The 25,643-nt window shown below is 55.8% G+C and carries 24 protein-coding genes; 15 read left to right on the top strand and 9 right to left on the bottom strand.

Annotation, left to right across the window (positions count from 1 at the left end; all coding sequences use genetic code 11):
• Positions 1–165: 165 nt before the first annotated feature.
• The gene (locus FD37_RS08310) at positions 166–1,170 is read left to right on the top strand and encodes a LacI family DNA-binding transcriptional regulator (protein ID WP_056964730.1); all 1,005 of its coding nucleotides are present in this window, start codon (positions 166–168) and stop codon (positions 1,168–1,170) included.
• A gap of 404 nt (positions 1,171–1,574) precedes the next feature.
• Here the strand turns inward: FD37_RS08310 and FD37_RS08305 are convergent, their stop codons facing one another.
• Complete coding sequence (locus tag FD37_RS08305; RefSeq protein WP_056964728.1) at positions 1,575–2,378, bottom strand: hypothetical protein; 804 nt, start codon at positions 2,376–2,378, stop codon at positions 1,575–1,577.
• A gap of 3 nt (positions 2,379–2,381) precedes the next feature.
• On the bottom strand, positions 2,382–2,885 hold the full coding sequence (gene ybaK, locus FD37_RS08300; protein WP_045806960.1) for a Cys-tRNA(Pro) deacylase: 504 nt from the start codon (positions 2,883–2,885) through the stop codon (positions 2,382–2,384).
• Between the two features lie 154 nt (positions 2,886–3,039).
• Between ybaK and FD37_RS08295 the strand changes: the two genes are divergently transcribed.
• The 4 genes from FD37_RS08295 (at position 3,040) to FD37_RS08280 (ending at position 8,669) form a co-directional block, all read left to right on the top strand.
• The gene (locus FD37_RS08295; protein ID WP_045806961.1) at positions 3,040–3,765 is read left to right on the top strand and encodes a GntR family transcriptional regulator; all 726 of its coding nucleotides are present in this window, start codon (positions 3,040–3,042) and stop codon (positions 3,763–3,765) included.
• Between the two features lie 279 nt (positions 3,766–4,044).
• A complete protein-coding gene (locus FD37_RS08290) occupies positions 4,045–4,632 on the top strand; it encodes a hypothetical protein (protein WP_056964726.1) in 588 nt (195 codons plus the stop codon).
• Positions 4,633–5,150: 518 nt separating this feature from the next.
• Positions 5,151–7,538: a phosphoketolase family protein gene (locus FD37_RS08285; protein WP_056964724.1), complete on the top strand. Its 2,388-nt coding sequence runs from the start codon at positions 5,151–5,153 to the stop codon at positions 7,536–7,538.
• Positions 7,539–7,697: 159 nt separating this feature from the next.
• The gene (locus FD37_RS08280) at positions 7,698–8,669 is read left to right on the top strand and encodes a zinc-binding dehydrogenase (protein WP_056964721.1); all 972 of its coding nucleotides are present in this window, start codon (positions 7,698–7,700) and stop codon (positions 8,667–8,669) included.
• 66 nt (positions 8,670–8,735) lie between these two features.
• Here FD37_RS08280 and FD37_RS08275 read toward each other — a convergent pair whose 3' ends face one another.
• The 3 genes from FD37_RS08275 to greA all read right to left on the bottom strand — a co-directional run bounded on the left by FD37_RS08275 (position 8,736) and on the right by greA (position 11,584).
• On the bottom strand, positions 8,736–10,067 hold the full coding sequence (locus FD37_RS08275; protein ID WP_056964719.1) for an Nramp family divalent metal transporter: 1,332 nt from the start codon (positions 10,065–10,067) through the stop codon (positions 8,736–8,738).
• On the bottom strand, positions 10,054–11,013 hold the full coding sequence (hemH, locus tag FD37_RS08270; protein ID WP_056964717.1) for a ferrochelatase: 960 nt from the start codon (positions 11,011–11,013) through the stop codon (positions 10,054–10,056). Before hemH ends, FD37_RS08275 begins: the two co-directional genes overlap by 14 nt.
• Positions 11,014–11,098: 85 nt before the next feature.
• Positions 11,099–11,584 (bottom strand): transcription elongation factor GreA, encoded by a 486-nt coding sequence (gene greA, locus FD37_RS08265; protein WP_056964715.1) that lies wholly within the window; start codon positions 11,582–11,584, stop codon positions 11,099–11,101.
• Positions 11,585–12,262: 678 nt separating this feature from the next.
• On the opposite strand from greA, the gene FD37_RS08260 reads away from it, so the two are divergent.
• The 6 genes from FD37_RS08260 (at position 12,263) to FD37_RS08235 (ending at position 18,713) form a co-directional block, all read left to right on the top strand.
• On the top strand, positions 12,263–12,685 hold the full coding sequence (locus FD37_RS08260; RefSeq protein WP_045806217.1) for a hypothetical protein: 423 nt from the start codon (positions 12,263–12,265) through the stop codon (positions 12,683–12,685).
• 400 nt (positions 12,686–13,085) lie between these two features.
• Positions 13,086–13,859 carry a response regulator transcription factor gene (locus FD37_RS08255; RefSeq protein ID WP_056964713.1) on the top strand — a complete coding sequence of 258 codons (774 nt, stop codon included), beginning with the start codon at positions 13,086–13,088 and terminating at the stop codon, positions 13,857–13,859.
• A complete protein-coding gene (locus tag FD37_RS08250) occupies positions 13,856–15,193 on the top strand; it encodes a sensor histidine kinase (RefSeq protein ID WP_225436323.1) in 1,338 nt (445 codons plus the stop codon). The genes FD37_RS08255 and FD37_RS08250 overlap by 4 nt, the downstream gene beginning before the upstream one ends.
• Positions 15,180–16,505, top strand: a complete 1,326-nt coding sequence (locus FD37_RS08245) for a hypothetical protein (RefSeq protein WP_056964711.1) — start codon at positions 15,180–15,182, stop codon at positions 16,503–16,505. Before FD37_RS08250 ends, FD37_RS08245 begins: the two co-directional genes overlap by 14 nt.
• Positions 16,506–16,583: 78 nt before the next feature.
• Entirely contained in the window at positions 16,584–17,900 is a 1,317-nt protein-coding gene (locus FD37_RS08240) for a hypothetical protein (protein WP_056964709.1), read from the top strand.
• A gap of 537 nt (positions 17,901–18,437) precedes the next feature.
• A complete protein-coding gene (locus FD37_RS08235; protein WP_045806221.1) occupies positions 18,438–18,713 on the top strand; it encodes a hypothetical protein in 276 nt (91 codons plus the stop codon).
• A 142-nt stretch (positions 18,714–18,855) separates the two neighbouring features.
• Here FD37_RS08235 and FD37_RS08230 read toward each other — a convergent pair whose 3' ends face one another.
• Positions 18,856–19,755: an RluA family pseudouridine synthase gene (locus FD37_RS08230; protein WP_056964707.1), complete on the bottom strand. Its 900-nt coding sequence runs from the start codon at positions 19,753–19,755 to the stop codon at positions 18,856–18,858.
• A 98-nt stretch (positions 19,756–19,853) separates the two neighbouring features.
• A complete protein-coding gene (locus FD37_RS08225; RefSeq protein WP_045806223.1) occupies positions 19,854–20,312 on the bottom strand; it encodes a universal stress protein in 459 nt (152 codons plus the stop codon).
• Between the two features lie 339 nt (positions 20,313–20,651).
• On the opposite strand from FD37_RS08225, the gene FD37_RS08220 reads away from it, so the two are divergent.
• The 4 genes from FD37_RS08220 to FD37_RS08205 are packed head-to-tail and all read left to right on the top strand — an operon-like array spanning position 20,652 to position 22,783.
• Positions 20,652–20,891 carry a hypothetical protein gene (locus FD37_RS08220; protein WP_056964705.1) on the top strand — a complete coding sequence of 80 codons (240 nt, stop codon included), beginning with the start codon at positions 20,652–20,654 and terminating at the stop codon, positions 20,889–20,891.
• 50 nt (positions 20,892–20,941) lie between these two features.
• Positions 20,942–21,313, top strand: coding sequence for a GntR family transcriptional regulator (locus tag FD37_RS08215; protein WP_056964703.1), 372 nt, complete (start codon positions 20,942–20,944; stop codon positions 21,311–21,313).
• Positions 21,310–22,029: an ATP-binding cassette domain-containing protein gene (locus tag FD37_RS08210; RefSeq protein ID WP_056964701.1), complete on the top strand. Its 720-nt coding sequence runs from the start codon at positions 21,310–21,312 to the stop codon at positions 22,027–22,029. Before FD37_RS08215 ends, FD37_RS08210 begins: the two co-directional genes overlap by 4 nt.
• On the top strand, positions 22,016–22,783 hold the full coding sequence (locus FD37_RS08205) for a hypothetical protein (protein ID WP_045806227.1): 768 nt from the start codon (positions 22,016–22,018) through the stop codon (positions 22,781–22,783). Before FD37_RS08210 ends, FD37_RS08205 begins: the two co-directional genes overlap by 14 nt.
• A gap of 421 nt (positions 22,784–23,204) precedes the next feature.
• Here FD37_RS08205 and FD37_RS08200 read toward each other — a convergent pair whose 3' ends face one another.
• Both FD37_RS08200 and FD37_RS13175 read right to left on the bottom strand, forming a co-directional pair.
• Complete coding sequence (locus FD37_RS08200; RefSeq protein ID WP_056964699.1) at positions 23,205–25,019, bottom strand: oligopeptide ABC transporter substrate-binding protein; 1,815 nt, start codon at positions 25,017–25,019, stop codon at positions 23,205–23,207.
• A gap of 155 nt (positions 25,020–25,174) precedes the next feature.
• Positions 25,175–25,643, bottom strand: a 469-nt coding sequence (locus FD37_RS13175; RefSeq protein ID WP_235807865.1) for an ABC transporter permease, incomplete at its 5' end; no start/stop codon positions are given.

Below are 25,643 nucleotides of genomic sequence, written 5' to 3'. Positions count from 1 at the left end.
AATAATTACTAAAGATTGGTAAACAAAATTTAGCTTTGTTTACGGTGAATCATTGGTTGATACATCAGCAATGTAAGCGTATTATTTATAATAAAACAAAAGAAATTAACAGTGGTTTTATCCGATATTAGTTAACTTAAGTAAACAGAAAGGAGCCAAAAGACGATGGCAACGATTCGGGAGATTGCGGCGAAATCAGGCTATTCACCGGCGACGGTTTCACGGTTATTAAATAATGACCCCTCGTTTTCAATTTCAGATACAGCGCGAAAACGGATTCTGAAGGCTGCAGCGGCCCTAAATTATCAAAAACCGAATACGACACATGGGCGCTCGTACCAGATTGGCGTTGTGTTTGCCGTTCAGCCGCAACAAGAATTAGAAGATGTGTACTTTAGTGATTTACGAAAGAGCATCGTTACTTATGGTGAACAGGCAGGGTTACGGTTGACTTTTTATCATCAAGCGGCAGAGATTCCCGCCACGGTTGATGGTGTGATGGCGGTCGGTCAATTTCAGTCGGCGGATATTGACTGTTTACGACAACTATCGCCTAACCGGGTATTTGTCGATTCAAATCCGGATTCGCACGCGTTTAACTCGGTTCAGCCCAATCTTCAGGCCATGACCGAACGGGCCATTGATTTATTTCTAGAACAGGGGTGTCGCCCAATTGGGTTTATCGGCGGGCGTTATTGGTCGAGTAATCCGCAAGTAACTGGTCGGGTTGACAGCCGACAGAAATACTTTGAGAGCGATTTGCGGGAGCGTCAGGTGTTTGATCATCGGTTTGTCTTCATTGGAGATAATTTTTCGGTGGAAAGTGGTTACGCACTGGGGATGAGAATTGCTCAATCTTTAGACCAGCAGCCGTTACCGAAGGGATTTTTAGTGGCATCTGATCCGTTAGCCGTGGGGGTCTTACAGGCGTTTAATCAAAATAAGATTACAGTACCGGTCGATACACAGCTAATCAGTATCAACGATAACGACATTGCACGCTACGTGTCGCCACCGTTGACGACTTTTCACATCAACACGGACGAGCTGGGACAGCAAGCCGTGAATCTATTGAAAGATAGTCTGATTTTTGATCAGCACAGCCACCGGACAATTTTATTAGATGGCGATTTGGTTTACCGGAAGAGTTTTCCTTTGAAAGAGACTTAAAAAAATCACCACCCTTTTGATAAGAAAAAGGTGGTGATTTTATTTGAATATACGTAGGGCTAATGGTTCGTAAAACGGTGGTGCCATTGATTTGTCGTTCTGTCGACGGTGTTTTCTGTGCTAAACGCGGGGAAAGACACCAACGCCGCTCTACTATGGTGGCAGTTAAAACAAGATAGTAGGACTATTGCTATCATCAAGATTGCTGGAGCTCAGATGGGCCCAGACCGTGAAATTGTGGTTAGACAGCGTTTTTCAGCTGGCTTACCACAAGGCCGAGCTTCAAGACACGGTGGTTTTCCGTGGCTCGAAGTCGTGCCCACGGTCGTCACGGCCCAGCTGAGCGGAAGCAATCGACAGTCTCCGCTGATTTCAACTGGCACTATGTGTATTTGAATAAAGCGTTAATGCCATTTCACCTGTAAGGCCAGCCGCACCAGCAGGTTGGCCAGCACCGAGACAATCAGGGAGAAGGTCAGCACCACGCTGACCACGACCATGACGGCCGCGATGCCGGTGAGCCAGCCCGTCGCGGACTGAAACAGGGTCAGGACGACGGTGATGGCGGCCAGGACGCTGGTAAAGCCGATCAGGCCGACCTGTGAGTTGGCGAAGTCGGCGCTGCTGAGGTCGAAGCCGCCTACGCTGATGTTCATGGCCAGGATCAGCATGACCAGCCAATGCCACCAGGGGTCGCTGGCTCCGACGATGGCCTCGCGGAAGCTCTCCCAGTCCAGACTTAGTGGCGTCGCGGTCAGCGCGATAATCCCCGAGAAGAGGGTCGGCAGGAACAGCGCCGTGAGCCCCAATAGGACCAGCGTGCACCCGAAGATGGGTGCGATGCCGATGAAGAGGTTCCCCGTGTTCTGATACCAGTTGCGCTGGTTCCAGGTGTGGTTGACGTACCCCAGCGTCAGGTCGGGGTCGCCGTTGGCATCGCGCCGGTCGGGATGGGGCCGCTTCAGGAGCCGTACGGCCGTGATGTGGTGACCGAATAGCAGGGCCACGAGCAGGTGGCTGGTTTCGTGGAAGAAGATACCCAGCCAGCCCAGATACAGCTCGCTGTCGACGCCCAACCCGTTGGCCAGGTAGTGCTTGGTGTTGCGGTTGATGTAGGTCAGAAGGGCGATGAAGCTAAACGGGATGACGATCAGCCACAGCCCGACGATCCCCAGGTTTTTAAAGATGAGCGCATAGTCGACGGTCATGGATTACTCCAGCAGGTCGGTGAAGGTCCCGTGAACCAGCGTCGCCAGGTCATCCGCGTTGACTTCGACGGAACGGCCGATTTGGCCCGAAGAGACCAGGATCTGTCCCTGTTCGTGCGCCGTCTGGTCTAGGTAAATGGGAAACTGCTTCTTTTCCCAGATACCGACCGGGGTGTTGGCCCCGTGCTCGTAACCGGTGGTCTTGAGCAGGTTCTTCAGCGGGATCATGTCGACCTTCTTGTTACCGGAGGCCTTGGCCAGCTTCTTTTCGTCCAGGTGTTCGTCGATCGGCACGACGCCGACCAGCGGCCCGGTCACGTTGCCACCCAAGACCAGGGTCTTGTAGATACGGTGCTCGTCGACTTCGGCGTGATCGACGTCCATTTGCGCCGTGTCACCCGCCATGTGGGTCGCGAACTCGTACTGTTTGTAAGGGACCTTGTTCTTATCGAGAATCTGTTCAACCAACGTCTTGTGCAAACGTTTGGCTTTCTTTTTCTTTGCCATCTGGCATCACCTTTCGAATCGAAGAATTATAATTGGACCGCTCTTTAAAAATAAGTGGGACGGTCGTTTTTAAGCAAAAAGCAGACACTACCCGCAAAACCTGTTATACTCTAACACAGAGAAGCGTCTAGTTGATCAGTAATGAGGAGATATCATGGCAGATTTAGTCTATCGACAGGTCATGCGCGATTTGAAGCAGCGCATCCACCACAATGAATTTCCTAATAAGCGGTTGCCCGACGAACGAAGCCTGAGCGAAACTTACGGTGTGAGTCGCAGTTCCGTGAAGCGGGCGCTGAGCATCCTAGCGAATCAGGGAATCATCTTTAAAAAACGGGGTTCTGGAACCTTTATAAACCCATTATATATGAAAAATCAAACAATTTTTCAATATGAAGGCTCAAATTTGGGAATTACGGACAGCATGAAGTCGGCAGGCAACACGCCGGGCATCCGGTTATTGAACTTTAACGTGGTGCCGGCCAGCCCGGAGATTCAGCAGGATCTGTTCTTGAATCCCGGCGACTTTGTGTACGAGATCAAGCGGCTGCGGTTATTCAACGACCAGCCGTTCATGATCGAAACGGGGTACATCCCCATCAAGATCGCCCCGAACCTTTCGCAGCAAACGGTCGCGAGCTCTATCTTCAATTACCTGGAGAGCCAGGGCAAGGTTGTGACCAAGTCGTTCATGTCGATCCAGGCGGCCCCGTCGACCGCGGACGACCAGCACCTGCTGAAGCTCAAGCCGGTGGAACCCGTGGGCATCATGGAAGGCATCTTCTTCCTGGACGACGGCACGCCGTTCGAAGTCTCGAACATGCGCCTGCACTACCGGTACCTGAACTATAACACCTTCGTCTCTCTGGACGAGGAATAGGCGGGCTGAGGTGTTGGTAACGGGTCGAAAAAATGCACCCAAAACAGATATTCATTGGTTAATTTCGAATGACCGATCACGACCAAACTGGCGTGGCTGGTCTTTTTTTTGTGATTTTTCAAGGACCTTTGCGTTACCCAAATGGACGCTCCTGATTGGCGCCCAGATCAACACTGAGGATGACTCAGAATTCTCTTAATGCTTAATTTTCGAGACGCCATATTATGTCGCCCCTCTGTGATATTCTGGCCATATTAAACGTCCGAAAGGGGAACTATCATGTTAAAAAAGCAATTATTGAAGAAGCTCGCTATTACGGGTGCCGTCGTCATGGGAATGCTTACGTTTGGCGGAGTAACCCAAGCGAATGCGGCAACGGCTTCGCCAAGTTACGGTCACTTTACTTCACGCACAATTACATATCATATAAACGGGTCGTCCAAGCATTGGAAAAAGGTTTGGACTAAAGCCATTCATAAATTCGATCACAACGGGACGATCAAATTAAAGGCAACATCGAAGAAAAAGGCCAAAATGACGATGAGCACGGTTGTAAAATTCAAAGGCAAGGATGCTACGTTGCCGTATAAGGGTTCAGGAAGCGGGAGTAAAAAGGTCATTAAAAAGATGCATTTACGATTGAGCCAAAAAGTTAGTGGGAAACAAGTTTATATTGAAAAGGATAATCTCGTCGTTAGTGGTACGGACCTGGAAGTGAAATACGCAACCGCAGTGATTGCATTCGGGCTGGGTCTTAACGAATCCAATAACATTAAGGGGAGTATGATGAATTGGAATGAGTGGCATGCAAACTTATCATCGGGTGATAAGTTAGGCTTGGCACAAGCATACGCTCACGTTAAGTAATCGATCGTTATTAATAGTTTGCAAAAGAGAGCGAGTGATATCTCGTTCTTTTTTATTGGCTAATAAGAGATTATCAAGGATGACACCCATTATTTTGACCCGAATCACTTTGGATGGGCGTGCCCACTACGGCCAGCTTGTTCGCCGGCGTGGAGCGCTGGCTCCCACCAACCGTATTTCTTCGGCGACCAGCGCAACGAAGACAAAGCGGGTGCATTTTTTCCGGTGTTCGTCGAGAATGGGGATGGTGCGGGATTCTGTCAGGAAAATGGTCGGGGTGAGCCGCTTTCGTCGCTTTTGACCGTGATTCTTGGCATAATAAAGGGGGCCGACCCGGTCGTGGGCCTGCGTTTTATATAATTGGACCGTATCAATTTGCTAAAAGGTTGACTTTTATCTAAAACGTTGTAAGATAGGGACTGTAAAAAACATCCCGGTATTCAATACGAGATAAATTTTACACATTTTCTATCAACTAGATTATGCAGTGACGATTTCAAAGAAGGAGTGTTAATTACATGGCAGCAAAGACGAACTACGACTCCAAGCAATACTTGGAAGGCGTTGACAAGTACTGGCGCGCAGCCAACTACCTTTCTGTTGGTCAATTGTTCTTGCGTGACAACCCGCTGTTAAAGCGTGACCTGACTTCTGATGACGTTAAGATCAAGCCTATCGGACATTGGGGCACCATTGTTTCGCAGAACTTTATCTATGCAAACTTAAACCGGGTCATTCAAAAGTATGATCTGAACATGTTCTACATTGAAGGTTCAGGTCACGGTGGCCAAGTGATGGTTTCTAACTCATATCTTGATGGTAGCTACAGTGAAATTTATCCAAACATTTCTCAAGACGAACAAGGCCTGAAGCGTCTGTTCAAGCAATTCTCCTTCCCAGGTGGTGTTGCTTCCCATGCCGCTCCTGAGACCCCAGGTTCCATCCACGAAGGTGGGGAACTTGGCTACAGCTTGTCTCACGGGACTGGGGCAATCTTAGACAACCCCGACGTCATCGCCGCTGTTGAAATTGGTGATGGGGAAGCTGAAACTGGCCCATTGGCCGCTTCATGGTTCTCTGACAAGTTCATTAACCCAATCAAAGATGGTGCGGTTCTGCCAATCATCAACATGAACGGGTTCAAGATTTCTAACCCAACGATCCTTTCCCGGATGTCCGATGAAGAACTCACCGAATACTTCAAGGGCATGGGTTGGGAACCACACTTCGTCGAAATCGACGAAAACGATACCGACTACATGCGGGTCACTGAAGACATGGCCAAGACCATGGATGAAGCCATCGAAAAGATTCAGGCCATCCAAAAGAACGCTCGTGAGAACAACGATAACACGTTGCCACACTGGCCAATGATCGTCTTCCGTTCCCCTAAGGGCTGGACGGGTCCAAAGCACGACTTGGACGGCAACCCAATCGAAGGCTCCTTCCGTGCGCACCAAGTGCCAATTCCAGTTGCTGCTGGTGACATGGAACACGCCGACTTATTGGTCAACTGGTTGAAGTCTTACAAGCCAGAAGAACTCTTTAACGAAGACGGTTCTGTGAAGGAAGAAATCCGTGACATGGCGCCTAAGGGTGACCAACGGATGGCCATGAACCCAATCACCAATGGTGGGATCAAGCCAGAACCTTTGAAGCTGCCTGACTACAAGAAGTACGCGGTCGACACCACGGAACACGGTAAGACGATTGCGCAAGACATGTTAGTCTGGTCGCAATACCTGGCGGACGTCATGAAGTTGAACCCGAATAACTTCCGGGGCTTCGGACCTGACGAAACCAAGTCTAACCGGTTGTACGCTGCTCTGGATTACGGGAAGCGTCAATGGGAAGAAGACATCCACGAACCAAACGATGAAAACATGGCCCCACAAGGCCGGATCATCGACTCACAACTGTCCGAACACCAAGCTGAAGGTTGGTTGGAAGGCTATGTTCTGACCGGTCGTCACGGCTTCTTCGCCACTTACGAATCCTTCGGTCGGGTCGTTGACTCCATGTTGACGCAACACATGAAGTGGTTGCGGAAGGCTGCTGAACAAGACTGGCGGCACGATTACCCATCCTTGAACTTCATCGACACGTCAACTGTGTTCCAACAAGACCACAACGGTTACACGCACCAAGACCCAGGTATGTTGACGCACTTGGCTGAAAAGAAGCCTGAATTAATTCGGGAATACTTGCCAGCCGATGCCAACACCCTGTTGGCCGTTGGGAACGTGGCCTTCCAGAGTCGCAGCAAGATCAACCTGATCGTGACGTCCAAGCACCCACGGCCACAATGGTTCTCCATTGATGAAGCCACGAACTTGGTCAACAACGGGTTAGGCTACATCGACTGGGCTTCGACCGACCAAGGTCAAGAACCAGACGTTGTCTTTGCGGCTGCCGGGACGGAACCAACTTGGGAATCCTTAGCTGCGATCTCCATCTTGCATGACGAATTCCCAGAAATGAAGATTCGCTTCATCAACGTGGTCGACATCTTGAAGCTGCGTTCACCGAAGTTGGATCCACGGGCAATCTCCGACGAAGAATTCGACCGTCTGTTCACGACCGACAAGCCAGTCATCTTTGCATGGCACGGCTTCGAAGACATGATCAAGGGCTTGTTCTTCGACCGTCACAACCACAACTTACACGTTCATGGTTACCGTGAAAACGGTGATATCACCACGCCATTTGACATGCGGGTTCTCAACCATCTGGACCGGTTCCACTTGGCTGAAGAAGCGGTCAATGACATCCCAGAGTACGCCGTTAAGGGCGCTTACTTCGCACAACGGATGGAAGACATGGTGGCTAAGCACAATGCCTACATTCGTGAAGTTGGGACCGACTTGCCAGAGGTTAACGACTGGCAATGGAAGCCACTCAAGTAATCTCACGATTGCCGTGATGGCTGCTTAAACTGAATGAAAACGAAAGCCGCGTTGGCTGAACTCTTCAGAGTTGAGTCAACGCGGCTTTTTTGATGGTGCGGGCGACGCGATTGGCGCGTACAATGGGACTAAACGCGTCACAGAAAGGATGGACGAACAATGCAAGCATTCGTGGTTCCCACGGCGACCAGCCGAACAATTGACGGGTTGGTCTGGCAGGAGCGGCCGGTGCCCACGCCCGGCGCCGGCGAGGTCTTGATTCGAACCCGCGCGGTCGGCCTGAATCCGGTCGACTACAAGGTGGTCGAGGAGGGGGTTGCCGCCTGGACGTTCCCCCACACCCTGGGCCTGGACGTTGCCGGCGTGATTCAGCAGGTCGGACCGGGCGTAACCGCCTTTCAACCGGGGCAACGGGTCTGTGGTCACGGCAACCTGGCGGTGAACGGGGCCTTTGCCGAGAGCGTGGTCGCCACGGCCGCCGCACTGGCACCCATTCCGGTGGGCGTGAGCTTTGAGCAGGCCGCCGGCAGCCTGTGTGCCGGGCTGACCGCCTACCAAGCCCTGTTCCGCAAGGCTAATTTGGCGAACGTCCGGACCGTCCTGATCCACGCGGGCGCCGGGGGTGTCGGTAGTATGGCCCTGCAGCTGGCCAAGGCGGCGGGTAAACGGGTCTTGACAACGGTGTCGGCCGGGAAACAGGCCTTCGTGGCCCCGCTACACCCGGACGCCTGCCTGGATTACCGGCAGGTGAACGTGACCCGGGAGGTCCGACGATTAACGGCGGGTCACGGGGTGGATCTCGTGGTGAACACGATTGGTCATCCGGAGAAAGATCTGCCGCGGTTGGCCTATAACGGCCAGTTGGTCTGTGTGTTGGACACGCCCACGCAGGTCGACCCGGCGCAGGCCCTGACCGTCAGCAATCTGGACCTGGGTGGCGCCCACCGGAGTGGTGATCCCGCGCAGGTCGCCGATCTCGGGCGGATGACGGCCGACCTGCTGGCCCGGGTCGCCCAGAAGCAGGTTGATCCGTTGGTCACCCAGATTCTGACACCGGCAGACCTGGGGACGGGGCTGCAGCGGATCAAGGACCATCGGGTGGTCGGCAAGCTGGTCGTCCGTTTCGATTGAAGTTCAGTTTATAAAAAGCTGATCCTGACAGATTGTTGCCAGGATCAGCTTTTTGATATTGGGTTGCTAAAACAGCGACCCAATCAGTTCCAAGTTCAGTACGGTGATGACGCCGGCCAGTGCGTAGCCCAGTAATTGCGTTCCGCGGTGGTTGACGTGCGGTCCCATGAGGGTATCGTCGCTGGTCAGGCGAATCAACGGGAACAGCGTGAACGGCAGGGCGATGCTAAGGGCAATCTGGGCGTAGACGATCATTTGCTCGAAGGCCTGGTCTTGAAAGCCGACCCACCAACCGACCAGCAGGATCGGCACCAGGGTCACTGCCCGGGTCAGGAGCCGCCGTTGCCAGAGTGGCAGGCGGATATGTAAGTAGCCCTCCATCACGATTTGCCCGGACAACGTGCTGGTGATCGACGAGATCAGACCGGTGATCAGTAACGCGAAGGCGAAGAGCCAGCTCATCACGGGACTGGCCAGGACTCCGACCACGGCCGAGTCCTTGAGCCCCAGGTAGACGTCCTGGAGACTGGCCAGGTGGCCGGCGGTGTGCCAGAACAGCGTCCCCCCGAGGATCAACAGCAGGGCGTTGATGATCAGGGCCGCTACTAGGTGGACGTTGGAATCCCACCGGGCGAAGCGCAGGGCCTCGTTGACCTGGTGTGGGTCGTGGTAGTCGTAGCGCCGGCTCTGGGCCAGTGACGAGTGCAGGTAGAGGTTGTGCGGCATGATGGTTGCCCCCAGGATGCCCAGGCTCAAGACCAGTTCGCTGTGATTGGTGACCAGGCGCGGCGTCGGCACCAGCCCGGCCGCGATGGCTCCCAGGTGCGGGTGAGCCCGGATGACCTCGAGGCCGAAAATGACGCCGACGGTCAGGATGGCGGTCAGCACGATGAATTCGATGCGCCGAATCCCGAACCGGAGGAAGACTAGGACCACCAAGACGTCGAGAATCGTCAGGAGGATCCCGAAGAGCAGCGGCAATCCGAAGAGGAGCTTCAGGGCGATGGCGGTCCCCAGAACACCGGTCAGGTCGGTCGCCATCATGGCCACCTCGTTGAGCAGCCAGAGCAGGATGCGCCCGGGCTTGGGCACCCGCGCGGCAATCGCCTGGGCCAGGTCCAACCGCGAGACGACCCCCAGCTTGATGGCCAGGGCCTGCATGAACATCGCCACCACGATGGCCAGCCACAGCACGGCCAGCAGGGTGTAGCGAAATTGCCGCCCCCCGGCCAACGAGGTCAGCCAGTTCCCGGGGTCCATGTACCCGACGGCGACCAGGGCGCCGGGCCCGCTGTAGGCTAAAAATTTCTGAAGAAAGCCGGTTTCGTACGCGCTAGGGACCTTCACGCTGGCGTTGATCTCTTCCAGGCTGGGGCGGTCGGGTCTAGTCGTGGGCATGGGCAGCGCCCCCTAACTGGGCAACGGCCAAGTCCGCCAAGAACTGACTGAAGGCCGGGTCCCCGTTCATCGGTGGGACCAGTTGGTAGACGTCGCCGCCGCTGGCCTTGAAGGTCTGGTAGTTTTGGACGTTGTCCTCCTCCAGCGTTTCGAGGCAGTCGGCGACAAACGACGGGGTGATGATCAGCACGTTGCGTTTGCCCAGTTCCACCAGCTGCATCAGCGTGTTTTTCAGGTAGGGCTTGAGCCAGGGCATCGGGCCGAACTTGGACTGGTAGGTCGTGGTGACCAGCTCGGGCGATAACTCCGGCAGGTAGTCGAGGACGCCGGCCGTGGTGGCCTCGCACTCGGCCTGGTAGGGGTCGCCGTGGCGGACCATCGCGGTGGGGATGCTGTGGTAGCTAAACAAAACGGCGTCGTACTGGCGCTGCGAGAGGGTGTCACGGAGTTGCCGGGCCAGGATGCGCTGGTAGGCCGGTTGCTCGTAGAAGTGGCGCACGATGGTGATGGGTACGCCGGCCGCCTGGGCCTGTTGGATGATCGGCTGGGTGGTGCTTTGAGTGTATTGCGGGAACAGCGGCAGGACCACCGTTTGGGTGCACCCGTCCTGGGCCATGGCTCGCAGCGTATCGCCGATGTCCGGTTCGCCGTAGGTCATGGCATAGCGCACGTCCCAGTCGGGCAGCGCCTGCTGGACCTGTTCGGTCATGAGCTGGGTGTAGGCGATCAGGGGCGAGCCGCTTTGGGTCCAGATGTGCTGATAAAAGGTGGCTGAGCGCCACGACCGCGTGGGCAGAATGATGCCCCGCAACAGGGGCTGCCAGAACCACTTGGGCAGCTCAATGACGTTTTGGTCGCTTAGAAATTCACGTAGGTAGCGCTTCACGGCCGCCGTATCGGGGCTGGCCGGGGAGCCGAGGTTCACGAGAAGTAAGCCCGTTTTCATGGGAAATCCCCCTTAAATTTGACGCCCGGCGCGGTTATTTGGCCGGGTCTATGATATGATTAGAAATAGATGAGAAACCGCTGGATTAGTCCTGGGGCGCCGTGAGACTGACCGCCGTAATCTTGACGGCGTAGCTTGCGGCGGGGGCGTGGACCGTGACCGTGTCACCGGGATGATGGCCGGTAATGGCCTTTCCCAGGGGAGAGACCCGGGTGGTCTTGCCGGCGTCGAGGTCGGCCTCGGCCGCCCCGACCAGTTGATAGGTCGCCGTGTCGTGATCGTCGAGGAACTCGAGGGTCACCCACTTGCCCAGCTCGACGGTGTCGTTGGTGCTGGGCTGGACCACCTTGGCGTACTGGAGCTGCTTGTTGAGAAAGCGCAGGCGGCTCTCCAGGTGGCGCAGGTCACGCTTGGCGGCGCTGTACTCCGCATTCTCGGAGAGGTCGCCGTGGGCCCGGGCCTCGGCCAGGCTGGCAATCTTGTGGGGCCGGTCGGTTTCCAGCGCGGCGATCTCGGCTTGAATCTGCCGGTATCCGGCCGCGGTAATTGGGTTGAATTGATTCTTAGGCATGTTATCACCTCATTAAATATGTATGGATTGGTTCGTGGCTAATGATTGTATAGAGAGACAGAATGGTGAATGATTGTCGCTCCACGCCGGCGAGCAAGATGGTCGAGGTGGGCACGACTCCAGAGCCTCGAAGCCCACGAGTCTCCAGAGCTCGTCCTTGATGTAGGCCGGGAAAGGACCCCGACCAACATCAATTTCACCACGACCATCAAGTCGCCTCTGTTCCGCTTAGACTGGCAATTGATGGCAACCTAACGGGATTCACGTGGGGACTTACCCGCTTAGCCGTTACCCATCATGATGGCGTATGGTTAATTGGCGGTCGGTATCATTAATATCAGGAACATCAAGCGAGCCAACCAGTACGAATGCATTCAGCACTTGTTGCCAGCCAGGAAAGTCTTTGCCGAGAGGGAGGTCAGAAGCGGGCTCAGTAGCCTCGTTTCTGTTGACCGGGTGATTTTTCCCGGTCTACAGAAAGGCCGAGCTTTGAGATCATCGCGTTCCTTGCGAGGAGCTCAAAGTCGTGCCGGCTACGTTCCAGCCTGATTCTGACCGACCGGTAGGCACGGATCACCACTAGCTTGCTCGCCGGCGTGAAGCGCTGTTCATCGCAATTACTAATGATGATTGCTATTACCGCTATTCTACCGCAAAACAGGAAAGGAAAAAATCGTTATGAAATTGACGCGACATTACTGGATCCGCCAGGCCGGCATCGGCCTGCTGGTCGTGGGGGTGCTGGCCCTGCTCGGCCACTTCAACTACGCCCAATTCCGCCTGACCCCGGGCTTCGGTCCGGCCGACTGGTACTTCTTGGCGAGCTGGCTGTGCTTCCCGTTCGCTAAGTGGGCGATTCTCGAAGACAACCGCCAGGTCAGTGCCCCCACGGTCCCGCACCGGAAAAAACGCCGGGAACGGGCCGCCGAACAGACCGCTTCCGTTTACGAAAAAGCGCACAACCGGGCGACCAATCGCGCCCAGGCCGCCCCGAAGACCCCACTTAAGTGGTATTGGCTAGTCGGGGTTGACATCCTCTTAGCCTTTGTCGCACCGCTGATATTCGCTGGTTTTATCACATATTCCTTACGGCACAATTGAATTGTTTGTTTTGTTAACACTTAAACGTTGGTTTTTTGACGTTTTTGTAGGTTATCAGTTGATTGGGTCAATCCATGGTATTCTATCTGTGTTGGATGAGGTCAGTAAGACTTATCACTGACTTTTGGGGAAACTACATCATGCGGTAGTTTTGGCCATCACCTAAGAGATAGGGACATGAATGACAGTGTGCCGAGGAGTAAGATAATAAAAATTTGCGACCAGTCGACAACCGGATTAAGAAGAACTTGGGGGAGTGCTTATTTAATCTCAATCAAAGACGCGGTCCATGGAAAACGGCATCGTCCGAGAGACGGTGCCGTTTTTTGCACGCAAAGGGATTGCAAGTCAAACGCTTTCACGTTACATTAAAGGTGAATATGTGAAGGGGGTGATAGAAGTGTTATCGGTTTATCTTTGTGAAGACAATCCGGCCCAGCTGGAACACTATACGGAAATCGTGCAACGGTACATCATGATCAACGACTATGACATGAAAATCCAGTTGGCGACGCCGAGTCCACGCGCCTTGCTGACGCAATTACAGCAGGACCAGCCGAAGTACGCGCTCTTTTTCCTGGACATCGAGTTTCCCGCCGAGGACATGTCCGGCCTCGAGGCGGCCATCGCCGTGCGCCAACAGTTGGGTTTTGCCGAGATCGTCTTCGTGACCACGCACTCCGAGATGGCCCTCTTGACCTTTGAGCGGAAGGTGGAGCCGATGGACTTCATCGTCAAGGACCTGGGGCGCGTCCAGGTCGATCAGAAGCTGCGGGAAAATATCGATTATGGCTATCAGCGCTACACGACCTATCTGGCGAACACGGAAAACCTCTTTCGCTACACGATCGGGGGGCGGACCTTTAGTCTGCCGATGGGGGACGTCTACTTCGTCGCCACGGCGGAGACGCCCCACAAGGTCTCGGTCCACGCCGTCAGCCAGCTGGTCGAGTTCCCGGGTTATCTAAAGGACATCGCGGACGCGTACCCCGACCTGTACCGGGTCGACAAGAGTTTCTTGGTCAACCTGGACAACGTCAGTGGGCTCGACGCCGAAAACCGCCGGTTGATTTTCCCCAATGGCGATCAGACGGACGTGGCGACGCGGAAGTTTCATGCGGTCAAAACCTTGGTGCAGAAGCACTTGAAGGCACGGGAGGGTGATAACCGGTGATTTTTCATCTGTTCGATCAAAACTTCTGGGTCAACTTTGTGCTGGCCATGGTCATGCAGGGGTTCTGGACGCTGTGGATCGGTGAGATTCGCCCGCAGACCTGGCTTTTGCCGGTTCAGTGGGTCGGCTGGGCCCTGGTGACGGCCCTGATCGGCCAGCCCTGGGCGCTGGTGATTCCCCCGCTGGCTGCCTGGAGCTACCTGTTGCGACACCGGCGACAATTGGCGGTCATCTTCGTCAACGTGACGCTGGTGATTGCCCTGATTGTCATCCTGATCAACGACCTCTTTTACCAGAGCACGATTGAAATCTGGGGCGCGGTCTTCGCCAACAGCACGTTGGGCGTGGCGTTCCGCTTGACCGCGCAGGTGGGCGCCTACTTTCTGATTTCGCTGGGGGTGCGGGGGATGCGCATCCAACCCGGCAACCTGGCGCAACTGGCCTTTAGCCGCAAGGAACAGTGGACGGTCCTGACGCTCCTGGGCACCCTGGGGCTGATGACCGAGCTCTCCACGGCGGTGATTCACCGGTTGAACCTGCCGCACAGCCTGCTGACCTTTGCCCTGAGCATCGAATCGCTGATGGTGGCGTTGATTGTTATCAGCCTCTTTCTCTTTTTGCGCAGTTTCTTCTCCCGGCAGCACGCCCTGGTCGATTATCAGGCCAGCGTGCTGCAGACCCGCTATGACCAACGAATCTCCGACCAGGTCCGGGCCATTCGCGACTTCAAGCACACCTATCAGAAGCAGATGCTGAAGCTAGGCGACTACCTCGACGCCGAGGACTATGCGGGCCTGGAAGCCTACTTCAAGACCCTGGACGACCACTGGCAGACCACCAAGCAACTGGTCGGGCTGGAGGTCGACGGTTTTCAACGGCTGAACGATCCGCCGCTCAAGAGCTTGCTCTTCCAGAAGATCCTGGCGGCGCAGAACCGCGGCTGGCACTTTCGCCTCGAGATTCCCGACCAGGTCCAGGCGATTCCCATGAACAACGTGCAGTTACTGCGGGTCATGGGCATCCTGCTGGACAACGCGATCGAAGCGCCGCTGGTAGGCGACCTGCCCGAGATCTACTGTGCCATTCTGGATTACCCGGACGCCGTGGAGCTGGCCGTGGCCAACCCGGTCTCGGTGACGAACCCGCCGAAAATCAACCAGTTCATGCAAGCGGGCTACACCACCAAGGGCCAGAATCACGGTCTGGGCCTGAGCACGGTCAACGAGATCATCAACCAGACGGCCAACGCGGCGATTCAGATTGTCTTAAAACGGGGACGGCTGTACATGACGGTCATCCTGACCAAGGAGGTGGACGATCATGATGCAGGTTAGCGCGTTAAGCCTGTGGTTGGCGGCGGTCTCCGTGACCTACTGGGTGGTCTACTTCCAGTACTACTGGTTTCCCCAGTTGCGGCCGCAACCATTCACCGGTTTTTGCTTCTTGATGGGGCTCATCTACGCCAGCCTGGTGGTCGGGATTCGGTACGTCTTTCACGGCTCGCCCTCGTGGCTGAGTGCGTTGCCGGCCTTTTTCCTGATTGGGACGGAGCTGGCGTTACTGGGGCGGGACCACTGGCGGTCGATTCCCGCCTTCTTCGACGTGACCATTCTGGTCTACCTGATGACCGAGTTCGTCGACACCGCCAGCATCTCGATCACCGTGTTGCTGACCAACGTGGGCTTCGCGGCGAGCCTGAAGGGGACCGTGACCGAGCTGGTCTTCGACAACATCGTGTTTGCCCTGCTGATCATCGCGTTAATGGGCACCCAGGCGCCGATGGAGAACCTGATTCGCGCGGTTCAGGGCGAGATCAGCGAGTACTTCTTCCTGTGCTTCATGCTGTGCGTGGGCATCGTCTACATGATGTTCGAGTACGTCTTGCAGCTGTTAAATTGGACCGCGACCAACATGCTGTTTCTGGCCACCGTCTCGGGGACGTTGATGATTGGGCTGTCGCTGAGCACCTACATGCTGGTTCAGACGCACCTGCAGCACAACCACGCTCGTTCTCAGCGTCAGCAACAGGCCTTTCAGGAACAGTTCACCACCGAGCTGACGCGGCAGATGCAGGCCGTTCGCAAGTTTCGTCACGATTACCAAAACATGCTGCTCGGGTTGGGCGGCTACCTGCAGGATCACGACTACGCCGGCTTTCGCCAGCTTTACATCGACATTCGCTCGGGCTGGAAGACCAGCGACGCGGCCGACCTGACCCTGGATGACCTGACCAACATGCCCCGGGGACCGGTCCGCTACGCGCTGTACCACGACTACCTGTTGGCCCAGCGGCGGGGCGTCGACCTCTTCGTGAAGATTCCCCAACCGCTGACGGCCACCGTGGTCGTGGGCCGGCGGGTCGGGAAGATCCTCCAGCGGACGCTGCCGCCATTGATTGAGGCGGTCGCGCCGCTACAGCCGGCCATGGTGACCCTGAAAATCACGGAGGTCGGACCAGAGTCGTACGTGCAGATCACGTTCCCGGTTCCGGACGACGTACAGGTCGTGGGCCAGCACAGCTTGGTGGGTCCGGACTTTCGGCTGGACCTGACCGGCCTGCTGGTGGACTTGCCGGATGACGTGACCAGCCAGCTGCGCATCAAGCTGCATTGGGGCCAACTGCTGGTCATCTTGCCGCTGACTTAGTGTAACCGCGCTCCACGCCGGCGAGTAGGCCGCTGCGCAGACGCTTCCGGGTCGCCGATTGGAAAGGAGGGACGGGCCATGCTGACTCACGATATCGGATTGTTTTGGCTGATGGGTTGGGTCCTGACCTTTTGGTTAGTTTACTTTCAGTACTATTGGTTCCCGCAGCTGCAACCGCAATCCTTCCTGCTGCGTGTCGGCCTGTTGGCGGCGGTGTACAGCACGGTTAACACGCTTATCATGCTGAGCCAGCAGGAGTGGTTGGCCCTGTTGCCCGCGGCCGGGCTGATCGGGTACGAACTGGTGCGGATGCCCCGGCGGTATCGCCGCTACATCTCGCTTTTTCTCGACGTGACCATCCTGGTCTACCTGACCATCGAGACGCTCCACGCCGCCAGCGTCAGCCTGGTGGTCTGGCTGACCTCGAAGGCCTTCACCACTGGCCTGCGGGGCGTGGTCACCGTGTTGGTGATCGACAGCGTGCTGTTCACCGTACTGAGCCTGGGCCTGTGGCTGACGCGTGCACCGATGGAAAACCTGTTTCAGGGAATCCTGGGGCGCTTCAGCCAGTACCTCTTGTTGGGGTTGATGATTGGCTTGTTGCTGGTCTTTTTGGGCCTGGAAACGGTCCTGCAGCTGGCCCAGGAACCCACGGGAAACATCTTGCTATTGGCGGTCCTGATGGGCTTTCTGATTATCGGGGTGGCCATCAGCCTGTACCTGGTGATGCAGACCCACCTGCAACGGGAGCACCTGGCCGCCCAGCGCTACGACCAGGAGTTTCAGGAGCAGTACACGACCGAGCTGGAGGGGCAGATGGCCGAGGTCCGCAAGTTCCGGCACGACTACCAGAACATGTTGTTGGGCCTGGGCGGCTACCTGGCGGACCGGGACTACGCCAACTTTCGCCAGCTCTATATCAACATCCGGTCGGGGTGGACCACCAGCAATGCCGCCGACCTGACGATCGAGGATCTCGAAAACGTGCCTAAAATAGGCGTTCGTTATATTATCTATCATGACTATCTAATTGCCCGCAAGGCCGGGGTGCAGCTGTACGTGGTGATCCCGCAACCAATCAACGAGACCCTCGATTTGCTCCGACAACTGGGGGAGATCGTGCGCCGGACGCTGGGGCCGGTGATTCCGTTGGTCGCGCAGGGCCAGCCCAAGGTCATCACCCTGGAGCTGGAAACCACGCGGGAAGCCATCGATTACCGGCTGACCTTTCCGGTCTGTGAGGACACCCAGATCCTGGCGCACTACCGGTTACGGTCGCCGAAGTGGCAGTTGGACCTGTCGAATCTGGACCAGGGGCTGACCCTGAAAATGACGGTTCAGCTCTCGGTCAAACGCACTTGGGGGCAGGTGGCGGTCCATATCTCCCGTAATTAATCCAGCCCTTGGATGTTCACAAAGTGAGTTAACTAACCTCAAATTTGATAACTGATGAAAAGAATTAGCATTTTTTAGAAAGCGCTTGCAATCACCACAAAGTTTGTTATACTAAGACTTGTAATACCAATCAATCTTTCAGAGAAGCGAGCAAACTTGGACGGTTTGCGGTTTCTTGTCTTTGTGAGTATAGATTAATTGTGATGATTAGTTTTTACTTACGCTACTGGCGGTCGGTGGATCGCCGGTAGGTTGAATTGCTCAATAACTACATATTGAGATTTAGCTAATTTGAGTTGACGCGTTTCCTGACTACAAACTGTGAATACGTTGAATACTCTAATGATGCTAGTGGGAGCCGGAGTGTGGTTACTCCGGTTTTTTTGTGCGCTTGGTTCGCCACTGATAATGATGGTTAGGGGGAGATCCGAACCGGTGCGAATCGCCTGACAGGCGCCCGTGGGGATGGTATCCTACTAGCTAAAGCACCCGAACGTTGGTCGCCGCGCCCAGTCCGCCCTAAAGGGGGAGCTTACCATGGAAGAACGCCGCGTCTATTACCCCGCCAACCCGTTGAAGCTGGTCATGTTGTTTTATAACCTCGCGATTCTCGTGGCGGGGCTGGCCACCAGCAATGACCTGATCCTGTCCGCCGCCATTTTCTTGAACCTGATTGGGATCCAGTTCCACTTCACGATTTTCGAGGACCTGCGCGATAAGAACCTCCTGAACCGCGCCGACCTGGTCGTGGGCATCGGGGCTTTGGTGATCCTATTCGTGAAATTCTTCGTTCTGACCGCTGGTATGACCTAAAGTGAAGCGCCACTGCCGCAGCGTTTATTCGGCGAGACTTAAGCTGACTGAACACAAAAAGGAAGTAAGTTCTCAAGTTGAGAATTTGCTTCCTTTTTTCGCATCCGCGGATGTTTCGTACGCGATGGCTGGGTTTAATCGGTTAAGGACAACGGGTCAACTCATTGAAGTCGTCCGGGACCGGGGCCGTGACCACGGTCGGGGCGTTGTCCGCCAGGGTAAAGGGCTGGGGAAAGGCCAGACGCCAGCAGTGCAGGCGTAGCCGGTTCCGGTCGTTCGCCGGCCCGTAGAGTGGATCGCCCATCAACGGGTGGCCGCTGGCGGCCAGGTGGACCCGCAGCTGGTGGGTCCGGCCGGTCTCCAGCCAGAGCCGCACCAACGTGGCGCCCGGCTGGTGGTCGACGACCTGGTAGTGGGTGATGGCGCGCTGGGCGTGCAGGCCGTTGACCTGGCGTTTGCGCTTGTCCCGCGGGTCGCGGCCGATGGGGGCGTCGAAGGTCCCCGTCCCGGCCAAATTCCCGTGGACCCAGGCCAGGTAAGTCCGCTGGACGCGCTTTTCGGCGATGTTGCGGACCATGATGGGCACCACGGCCGGCGTCTTGGTCATCAGCAGGGCCCCGGTGGTCTCCTGGTCCAACCGGCTTAAAATGTAGGGCCCGGGTTGGTCAGACCCCAGGTACGCGGCGACGTGGTTCAAGGTGGTGCCCCGCTCACCCGGTTGGTTGGGATGGGTCTTACTGCCACGGGTCTTGTTGATGACCAGCAGGTCGGCCGTCTCGTACAGCACGGACACGGTGGCCGCGCTGTCGGGGGCCACGTCGGGGAAGGGGTGCGTGAAGTCGGCGGGCAGAAAGGTCAGGCTGAGCTGGTCGCCGGGCCGGACCAGCTGGTTCATCGACCGATACGTCCCGTTGACCAGGACCCGTTGGGCGACCCGTAGGCTGTGGACCAGGTGGCTCGGCAGCAGCCAGGCGGTCAGTAATTGCCGCAGGGGTTGCGGCGGCGTGGTGGGGGGTAAGACCCGGGTATAGGACCAGTGCATGGCGAAAATCTCCTTTCGGGGTTGACGTGGCGCGCTCACGTCACAAAAAAGAGCCCGGGACCAAGGTCCCAGACTCACGAAATCATCAAGATTAAGGCTTAGTTCGCCACGTCTTCGGGCTTCACGATCAAGACGTCGCAAATGGCGGAACGGCTGACGTAGTTGGTGACGGAGCCGACCATTAAGCGTTCAACGGCGGTCAGCCCGGTCGAGCCGATCACGATTAATTCGGTATCGTGGTCCGCTGGGAATTCACGGGCGATAACCGGCTTGGGGTTACCGAACCGAACGTGGATGCTGACGTCCTTGACGCCGGCGTTGATCGCCTGTTGCTTCAAGTCGTCCAGGCGGTCCTGAACGTCTTGCGATAACTTGTAAATGACGTCGCCACTGACAGCGCCACCGTAAGTATCGCTGAATTGGTTGACTTCCAGCACGTTTAAGATATCCAGATGAGTCTGGTTACGCTTTGCGACTTCAATGGCTTTCTCAAGGACCGGTTGCGTTGCTTTGGAACCGTCAACGGGAACTAGAATGTTTTTATATTGTTGTAACATATGGATGCCACCCCTTCACGATGCATATAGAAATCCTACTTCTACTATATCATTTATTGCCGGTGGTGTAAGCCCTTAATTTAACAGTGACTATGTTGAAAAAGACTGAAAAGACGAGGGATGTGCGTCACTGATCGGTCTGTCAGACTCAGACCCCGACAACGTCTTGATGGGGTTATTATACCGCAAATTTGGGGGTAATATCACCGAAATTTCCCTGCGGACGGCCCGGATGAGGCCAAAAAGGGACTCGGGGGGATTGCGGGAAGGATTGTATCGTGCTATAGTGTAATAGATAAATAGAACACTATTTCAGTATAACCTGGGGAGGTTGAAAGAATGACACCGAATTTAGCGATGCTGTGTCTGTTTGTGGTGATTCTGTTCGTTCAGAAGGGGGTCGCCCCGCGGCTACGCGTCAAGTGGGGCGTGGCCGTGTTACCGACGTTGGTCCTGCTGGGGGGCGGGACCTACGTCTTGTTGAGTCAAGCGCCGGTACTGACGCTGCTGTGGTCGTTGACCCTGGTCACGGTGTTGGCCGTGATCGTCTTGTTGATGGGGGCCACGGCCCAGCGGTAGCTCGGAGCTGACTGTTGACGATTGAATGAACACGATTGGGGGAACTGATCATGCAATTTGACGACAAGGTGCCGATTTATTATCAGATCAAGACTATGTTTTACCACCAGATAATCGCGGGGGAACTCGCGCCTGGTGCCAAGCTGCCCGCCGTGCGACAGGTCGCGGTCGATCTGACCGTGAACGTGAATACCGCACAACGGGCGCTGAGCGAGATGGTCACGGAGGGGATTTTGGACGCGAAACGCGGTCGGGGCAACTTCGTCACGGAAGACGTGGCGAAAATCGCCGCGCTGAAGCACCGGTTGATCGTGCAGGACGTCGCGGCGCTGTATACACAGTTGCACGCGCTGCGACTGGACGATGCGGCCGTGGTGCAAGCCGTCCAGACTTACATTGAATCGAAGGGGGAAACATCATGACGAACGCCATTGAGATCACGGATTTGACGTATCGCAAGAACTACAAAACGATTTTGGCCGACGTGAATCTGACCATTGCCACGGGGCGGGTCGTCGGGCTGTTAGGGGAAAACGGCGCCGGCAAGACCACGCTGATGCGGCTGTTGGCCGACCTGGCCAAGGGCAATCACGGCAACATCGCCGTGGCCGGGGCCACCCGGGGGCCGCAACGGCGGGCCAACCTGAGCTTCACGGAACACCTGCAGGGCTTTCGGCCCGGGATGAAGCTGCGGGAGGTCGCCGACTTCTACGCGGCCGTCTACCCGGACTTCGCCGCGCAGAAGTACCTGGACCTGATCACCTTCCTGCAATTGGACGACGACCTGGCCTTGAATCAGCTGTCGCGGGGGATGCGCGAGAAGTTCATCATCGCGCTGACCCTGGCCCGTCAGGCCCGCGTGTACCTGCTGGACGAGCCGTTCGCCGGTATCGACAGCATGAGTCGCAAACGCATCATCGGCAGCATCATCCGTTGGAAGCAGCCGGAGGCCACCATGCTGATCAGTGACCACTACGTCACCGAGATTGCGCCGCTCTTAGACGAGGTCGTGGTGGTCAAGGACCAGACGGTGGTGGCCCATAAGAGCAGTGAGGCGATTCGCCAGGACTTCGGCATCGGGGTCGAGGCGTTCTACGAAGGCATTTACGAAGGGGAGATTCACGATGACGAACTTTAGTGCAACGTTCAAGGCCCTCTGGTGGCCAAAATTTCGCATTGCCAACTGGATCCTGGGCCTGTACGGCCTGATGGTGGTGGCGAGCGTCGGTCTGACCGGCTTCAGCGAGGGCTGGGGCAAGGTCGACCTGGCGAACAGCACCATGGGCGTCGGCTTCGGCCTGGGCACGGTGGTCTTCATCTGGCTGGCCTTTCACACCGAGCACGACCTGACCCGCGACAGCTACCGGTTACTGCCAGTGACCGACACGCGCCTGTACCTGACCAGCCTGCTGACCTCGTTCGTGGCGTTTGGCTACTTCGTGGCGGTCAAGGCCCTGGTGATGGGGCTGGGCTTTCTTGCCGGCCACGCCAGCGACCTGCACGGCGTTCTGGTGCAGGTCTGGCAGGGCGGTCAGGCGGCCATGGGGGAGCGGCACTTCTTTGAAATGGTCCTCTACACGACCCTCTTCATCGTCGTGCTGATCGTCTGGATGTGGGTGATGATCACGCTGATTCACCTGCTGACCACCGCGTTGAGCGCCGTCTTGCCCAACGTGCAACAGCGCATCGTCCGCTTCATCTTGGCCGTGGTGGTCATCGTGGCCCTGATCTGGATGGGCAAGTGGCTGCTGCAGCTGGCGGGGCCCATCGTGAGCGGCGTCTCGAATAACGCGGCCATCGCCTTGAGCCTAGGCATCCTCACCGCCGTTACGGCCGTCATGGCGGCCGTGAACGTGTACTTACTTCAGCACTGGGTAGAAGCCCGGTATTAGGGCGAGCCACAGGCCTTGCTAGTGAATTAGGAAGGCAAGCCTGTTCGGTCGGTGTGGCTGGTTTCACGGGGGATAGGTATCCGTAGCCGTGAGAGAACGTCAACGCCACTCGGCGACCGTGGTGGGGAAGACCAAGTAATGGGACGACCCACCATCATCAAGATTGCTGGAGCTCAGCTGGGCCCAGACCGTGAAGTTGTGGTTAGTCAGCGTTCTTTAGCTGGCTTACCACAAGGCCGAGCTTCAAGACACGTGGGCTCTGCGTGGCTTGAATTCGTGCCCACGGTCGTCACGGCCCAGCTGAGCGGAAGCAATCGACAGCGACCACTAATTAGAATTCAAACAACGCCAAAAAAAGTGGTGCCGAATCTCACGGGATTCGGCACCACTTTTAAATTTGATGAAACGGATGATGCGAGAACTATTGAAGCTTCGAAGACGTCAACGTCAGGTTACTGTAGAACTCGTTGTTAGCAGGGGAGACGTTGAAGCCCTTGACCCGCTTGTTAACTGGCGTCCATGCGTAACTGAACTTGTTGCCGACAACGGCGGCTTGTTCGTTCATGTACTTCTGCCATTCCTTGAACGTCTTGGTCCGCTTGGTATCGTTCCAAGCAGAGTTGTCGTTCATGGCGTTGATCAACTGCGTGTTCTTCTTCGTAACGAAGTGACCCATGTTGAAGGCGGCAGATTCACCGTACAATTGTGATTGTGAAGGTTCTGAAGACGTGCTCAAAGCACCGATCCAGATGTCCATCTTGTTTTGCTTAGGCTTCTGCAGGGTGTCGTAGAAGCTGTTCATTTCCATCGGCTTACCACCGGTGTATTGAACGTTCAAGCCCAACTTGTGCCATTGTTGCAGGTAGTCTTGGTACGAAGCGGTGTTGGCAGCGTTACTGGTCATGGCACCGAAGTAGATCTTCAAAGCCTTGCCCTTAGGATCGGAACGCCACTTGCTACCGTTACGCTTCTTGTAACCGGCCTTGTCCAACAGTGCCTTGGCCTTCTTCATGTTCAAAGCGTAGCCCTTTTCGGAAGCATCGTAGTACTTCTGGAAGACTGGTGGAATCAAGGTGTTGGCCCGCCATGAGACCCCGTTCCCGAACTTCTTGAGAATCTGGTCTTGGTTCAAGGCGTACATCATGGCTTGACGTAAACTCTTGTTGGCCATCTTGGCGTTTGGATCGGAGACGTTCTTGCCCGTCTTGGTGTTGTAGTACCCCAAGTTGAAGGCGAAGTAGCTGTAACTCAACGCGGATTGACCGACGATCTTGTAGTTCTTTAGGTTCTTCAAGTTCTTGTAGTCGGTCCCACCCAGGTTACCAGCATTGTTTGGCACAGCGGCGTCATACTTCTTGGATTGGATGGCCTTGTCGATGTTGTTTGAGGAAACGACGTTGATGGAGATGTGACCAATTTGCGCTTTCTTCCCGTAGTAGTACTTGTTCGGGGACCAGCTGGTCGATTCACCTTCGACGACCTTATCCAACTTGTAAGGACCCGTGAAGATTGGGTTCTTCCGGACTTGCTTCGAGGAAGCCAACTTGGCGATCGGGACGTTCTTGATGTATTCGTAAGGTTCAACGGTGCCCCAGATGAAGGAGTTACCAGAGAACTTCATGGAAGGCGACATCTTGGTGAAGTGGATAACCACTGACCGGCCCTTTTGACCGTCAGGGTAGGTGATTCCGGAAATCGTCTTGGCCTTGCCAGCGTGGTAGGCGGCCATCCCCTTGATGGCGTTGTAGTCGGTGGAGTACTGTTGCGAAGTGGTGTTCTTGTTGGCAACAACTTCGTAGGCGTACTCGATGTCCTTGGCCGTGACCTTCATGCCGTTAGACCACTTGGCGTTCTTCCGTAAGGTGATCGTCGCGGTCTTGTTCTTCCGGCTTAAACGTTGGTTAGCCAGCCCACCGTCGATGATCTTAAAGTTCTTGTCGACGTTGAACAGGTTGCCACTGCCACCGGGCGCAAAGACGTCGGCGTCTTCAGCGTTGGACGCTAAGACGGGGTCTGAAATCCCTTGGAATGGGGAGTCGTTGACTTCGGCTAACTTCAGCGTGCCGTTCTTGGTGGCGCTGGAATCAGTCTTCGATGTATTGTTATAATTCGTGGATAACTTGACGGAAGCCGTCGTCCCAGCGGACTGGGATGAGGACTTCTTGCTGGAACATGCGGCGAGACTCAGGGTCGCTAAGACGGCCATCGCCGAGAGTACAAGTTTCTTTTTAACCATATGATATTTCCCCCTTGCGTTATGTGTGTGGCATCAAGCTGAGCCAACGGGGATTTCTCCTCAGGAATCGGCGTTGGGTACTGCGGTGTGGAGCTGACTGAGGTGGCACCATCTCCTCAAATGATGGGTGATTTTTTAACTTAGCAAATGGGTCGTTAGTCCGCGGCACCTTGCCGTTGTGACGCATCGGCGGCCCGCCGAATAACTTGACCAATGTAGCTAATGGATAAACAAAGAATGATGATTTCCAAAGCGGCCGGCAACCAGGTCCACCAGTATTGGGTGATGTTGTTGGGGTCGTTGGCGTTGGAGATCATGGTCCCGAGGGACGGGGTCTGAATCGGTAACCCGAAGCCCAGGTAGGACAGCCCCGTTTCAACCCCGATGTTTTCGGCGAAGGAGAGGGTGGTGTCGACGATCAGCAGCGAGGAAATGTTCGGCATGATCTCGCGGAAGATGATCTTGAAGTTGCTGGTCCCGGAGGTCTTTGAGGCGGCGACGTAGTCCTTCTCCGATTCGGAGAGGGTCCGTGACCGGATCAGCCGTGACGTGCCTTCCCAGTAGAAGATGGAGAAGATCAGCGTCAGGGTGACGGCGTTGTAGTTCTTGATGATGGTGACCAGC

The sequence above is a fragment of the Levilactobacillus spicheri DSM 15429 genome, from assembly GCF_001435095.1.
GTDB classification, from domain to species: Bacteria; Bacillota; Bacilli; order Lactobacillales; family Lactobacillaceae; genus Levilactobacillus; species Levilactobacillus spicheri.
Note: the sequence above shows the minus strand (reverse complement) of the source record. Positions and strands in the feature narration are given on the sequence as shown.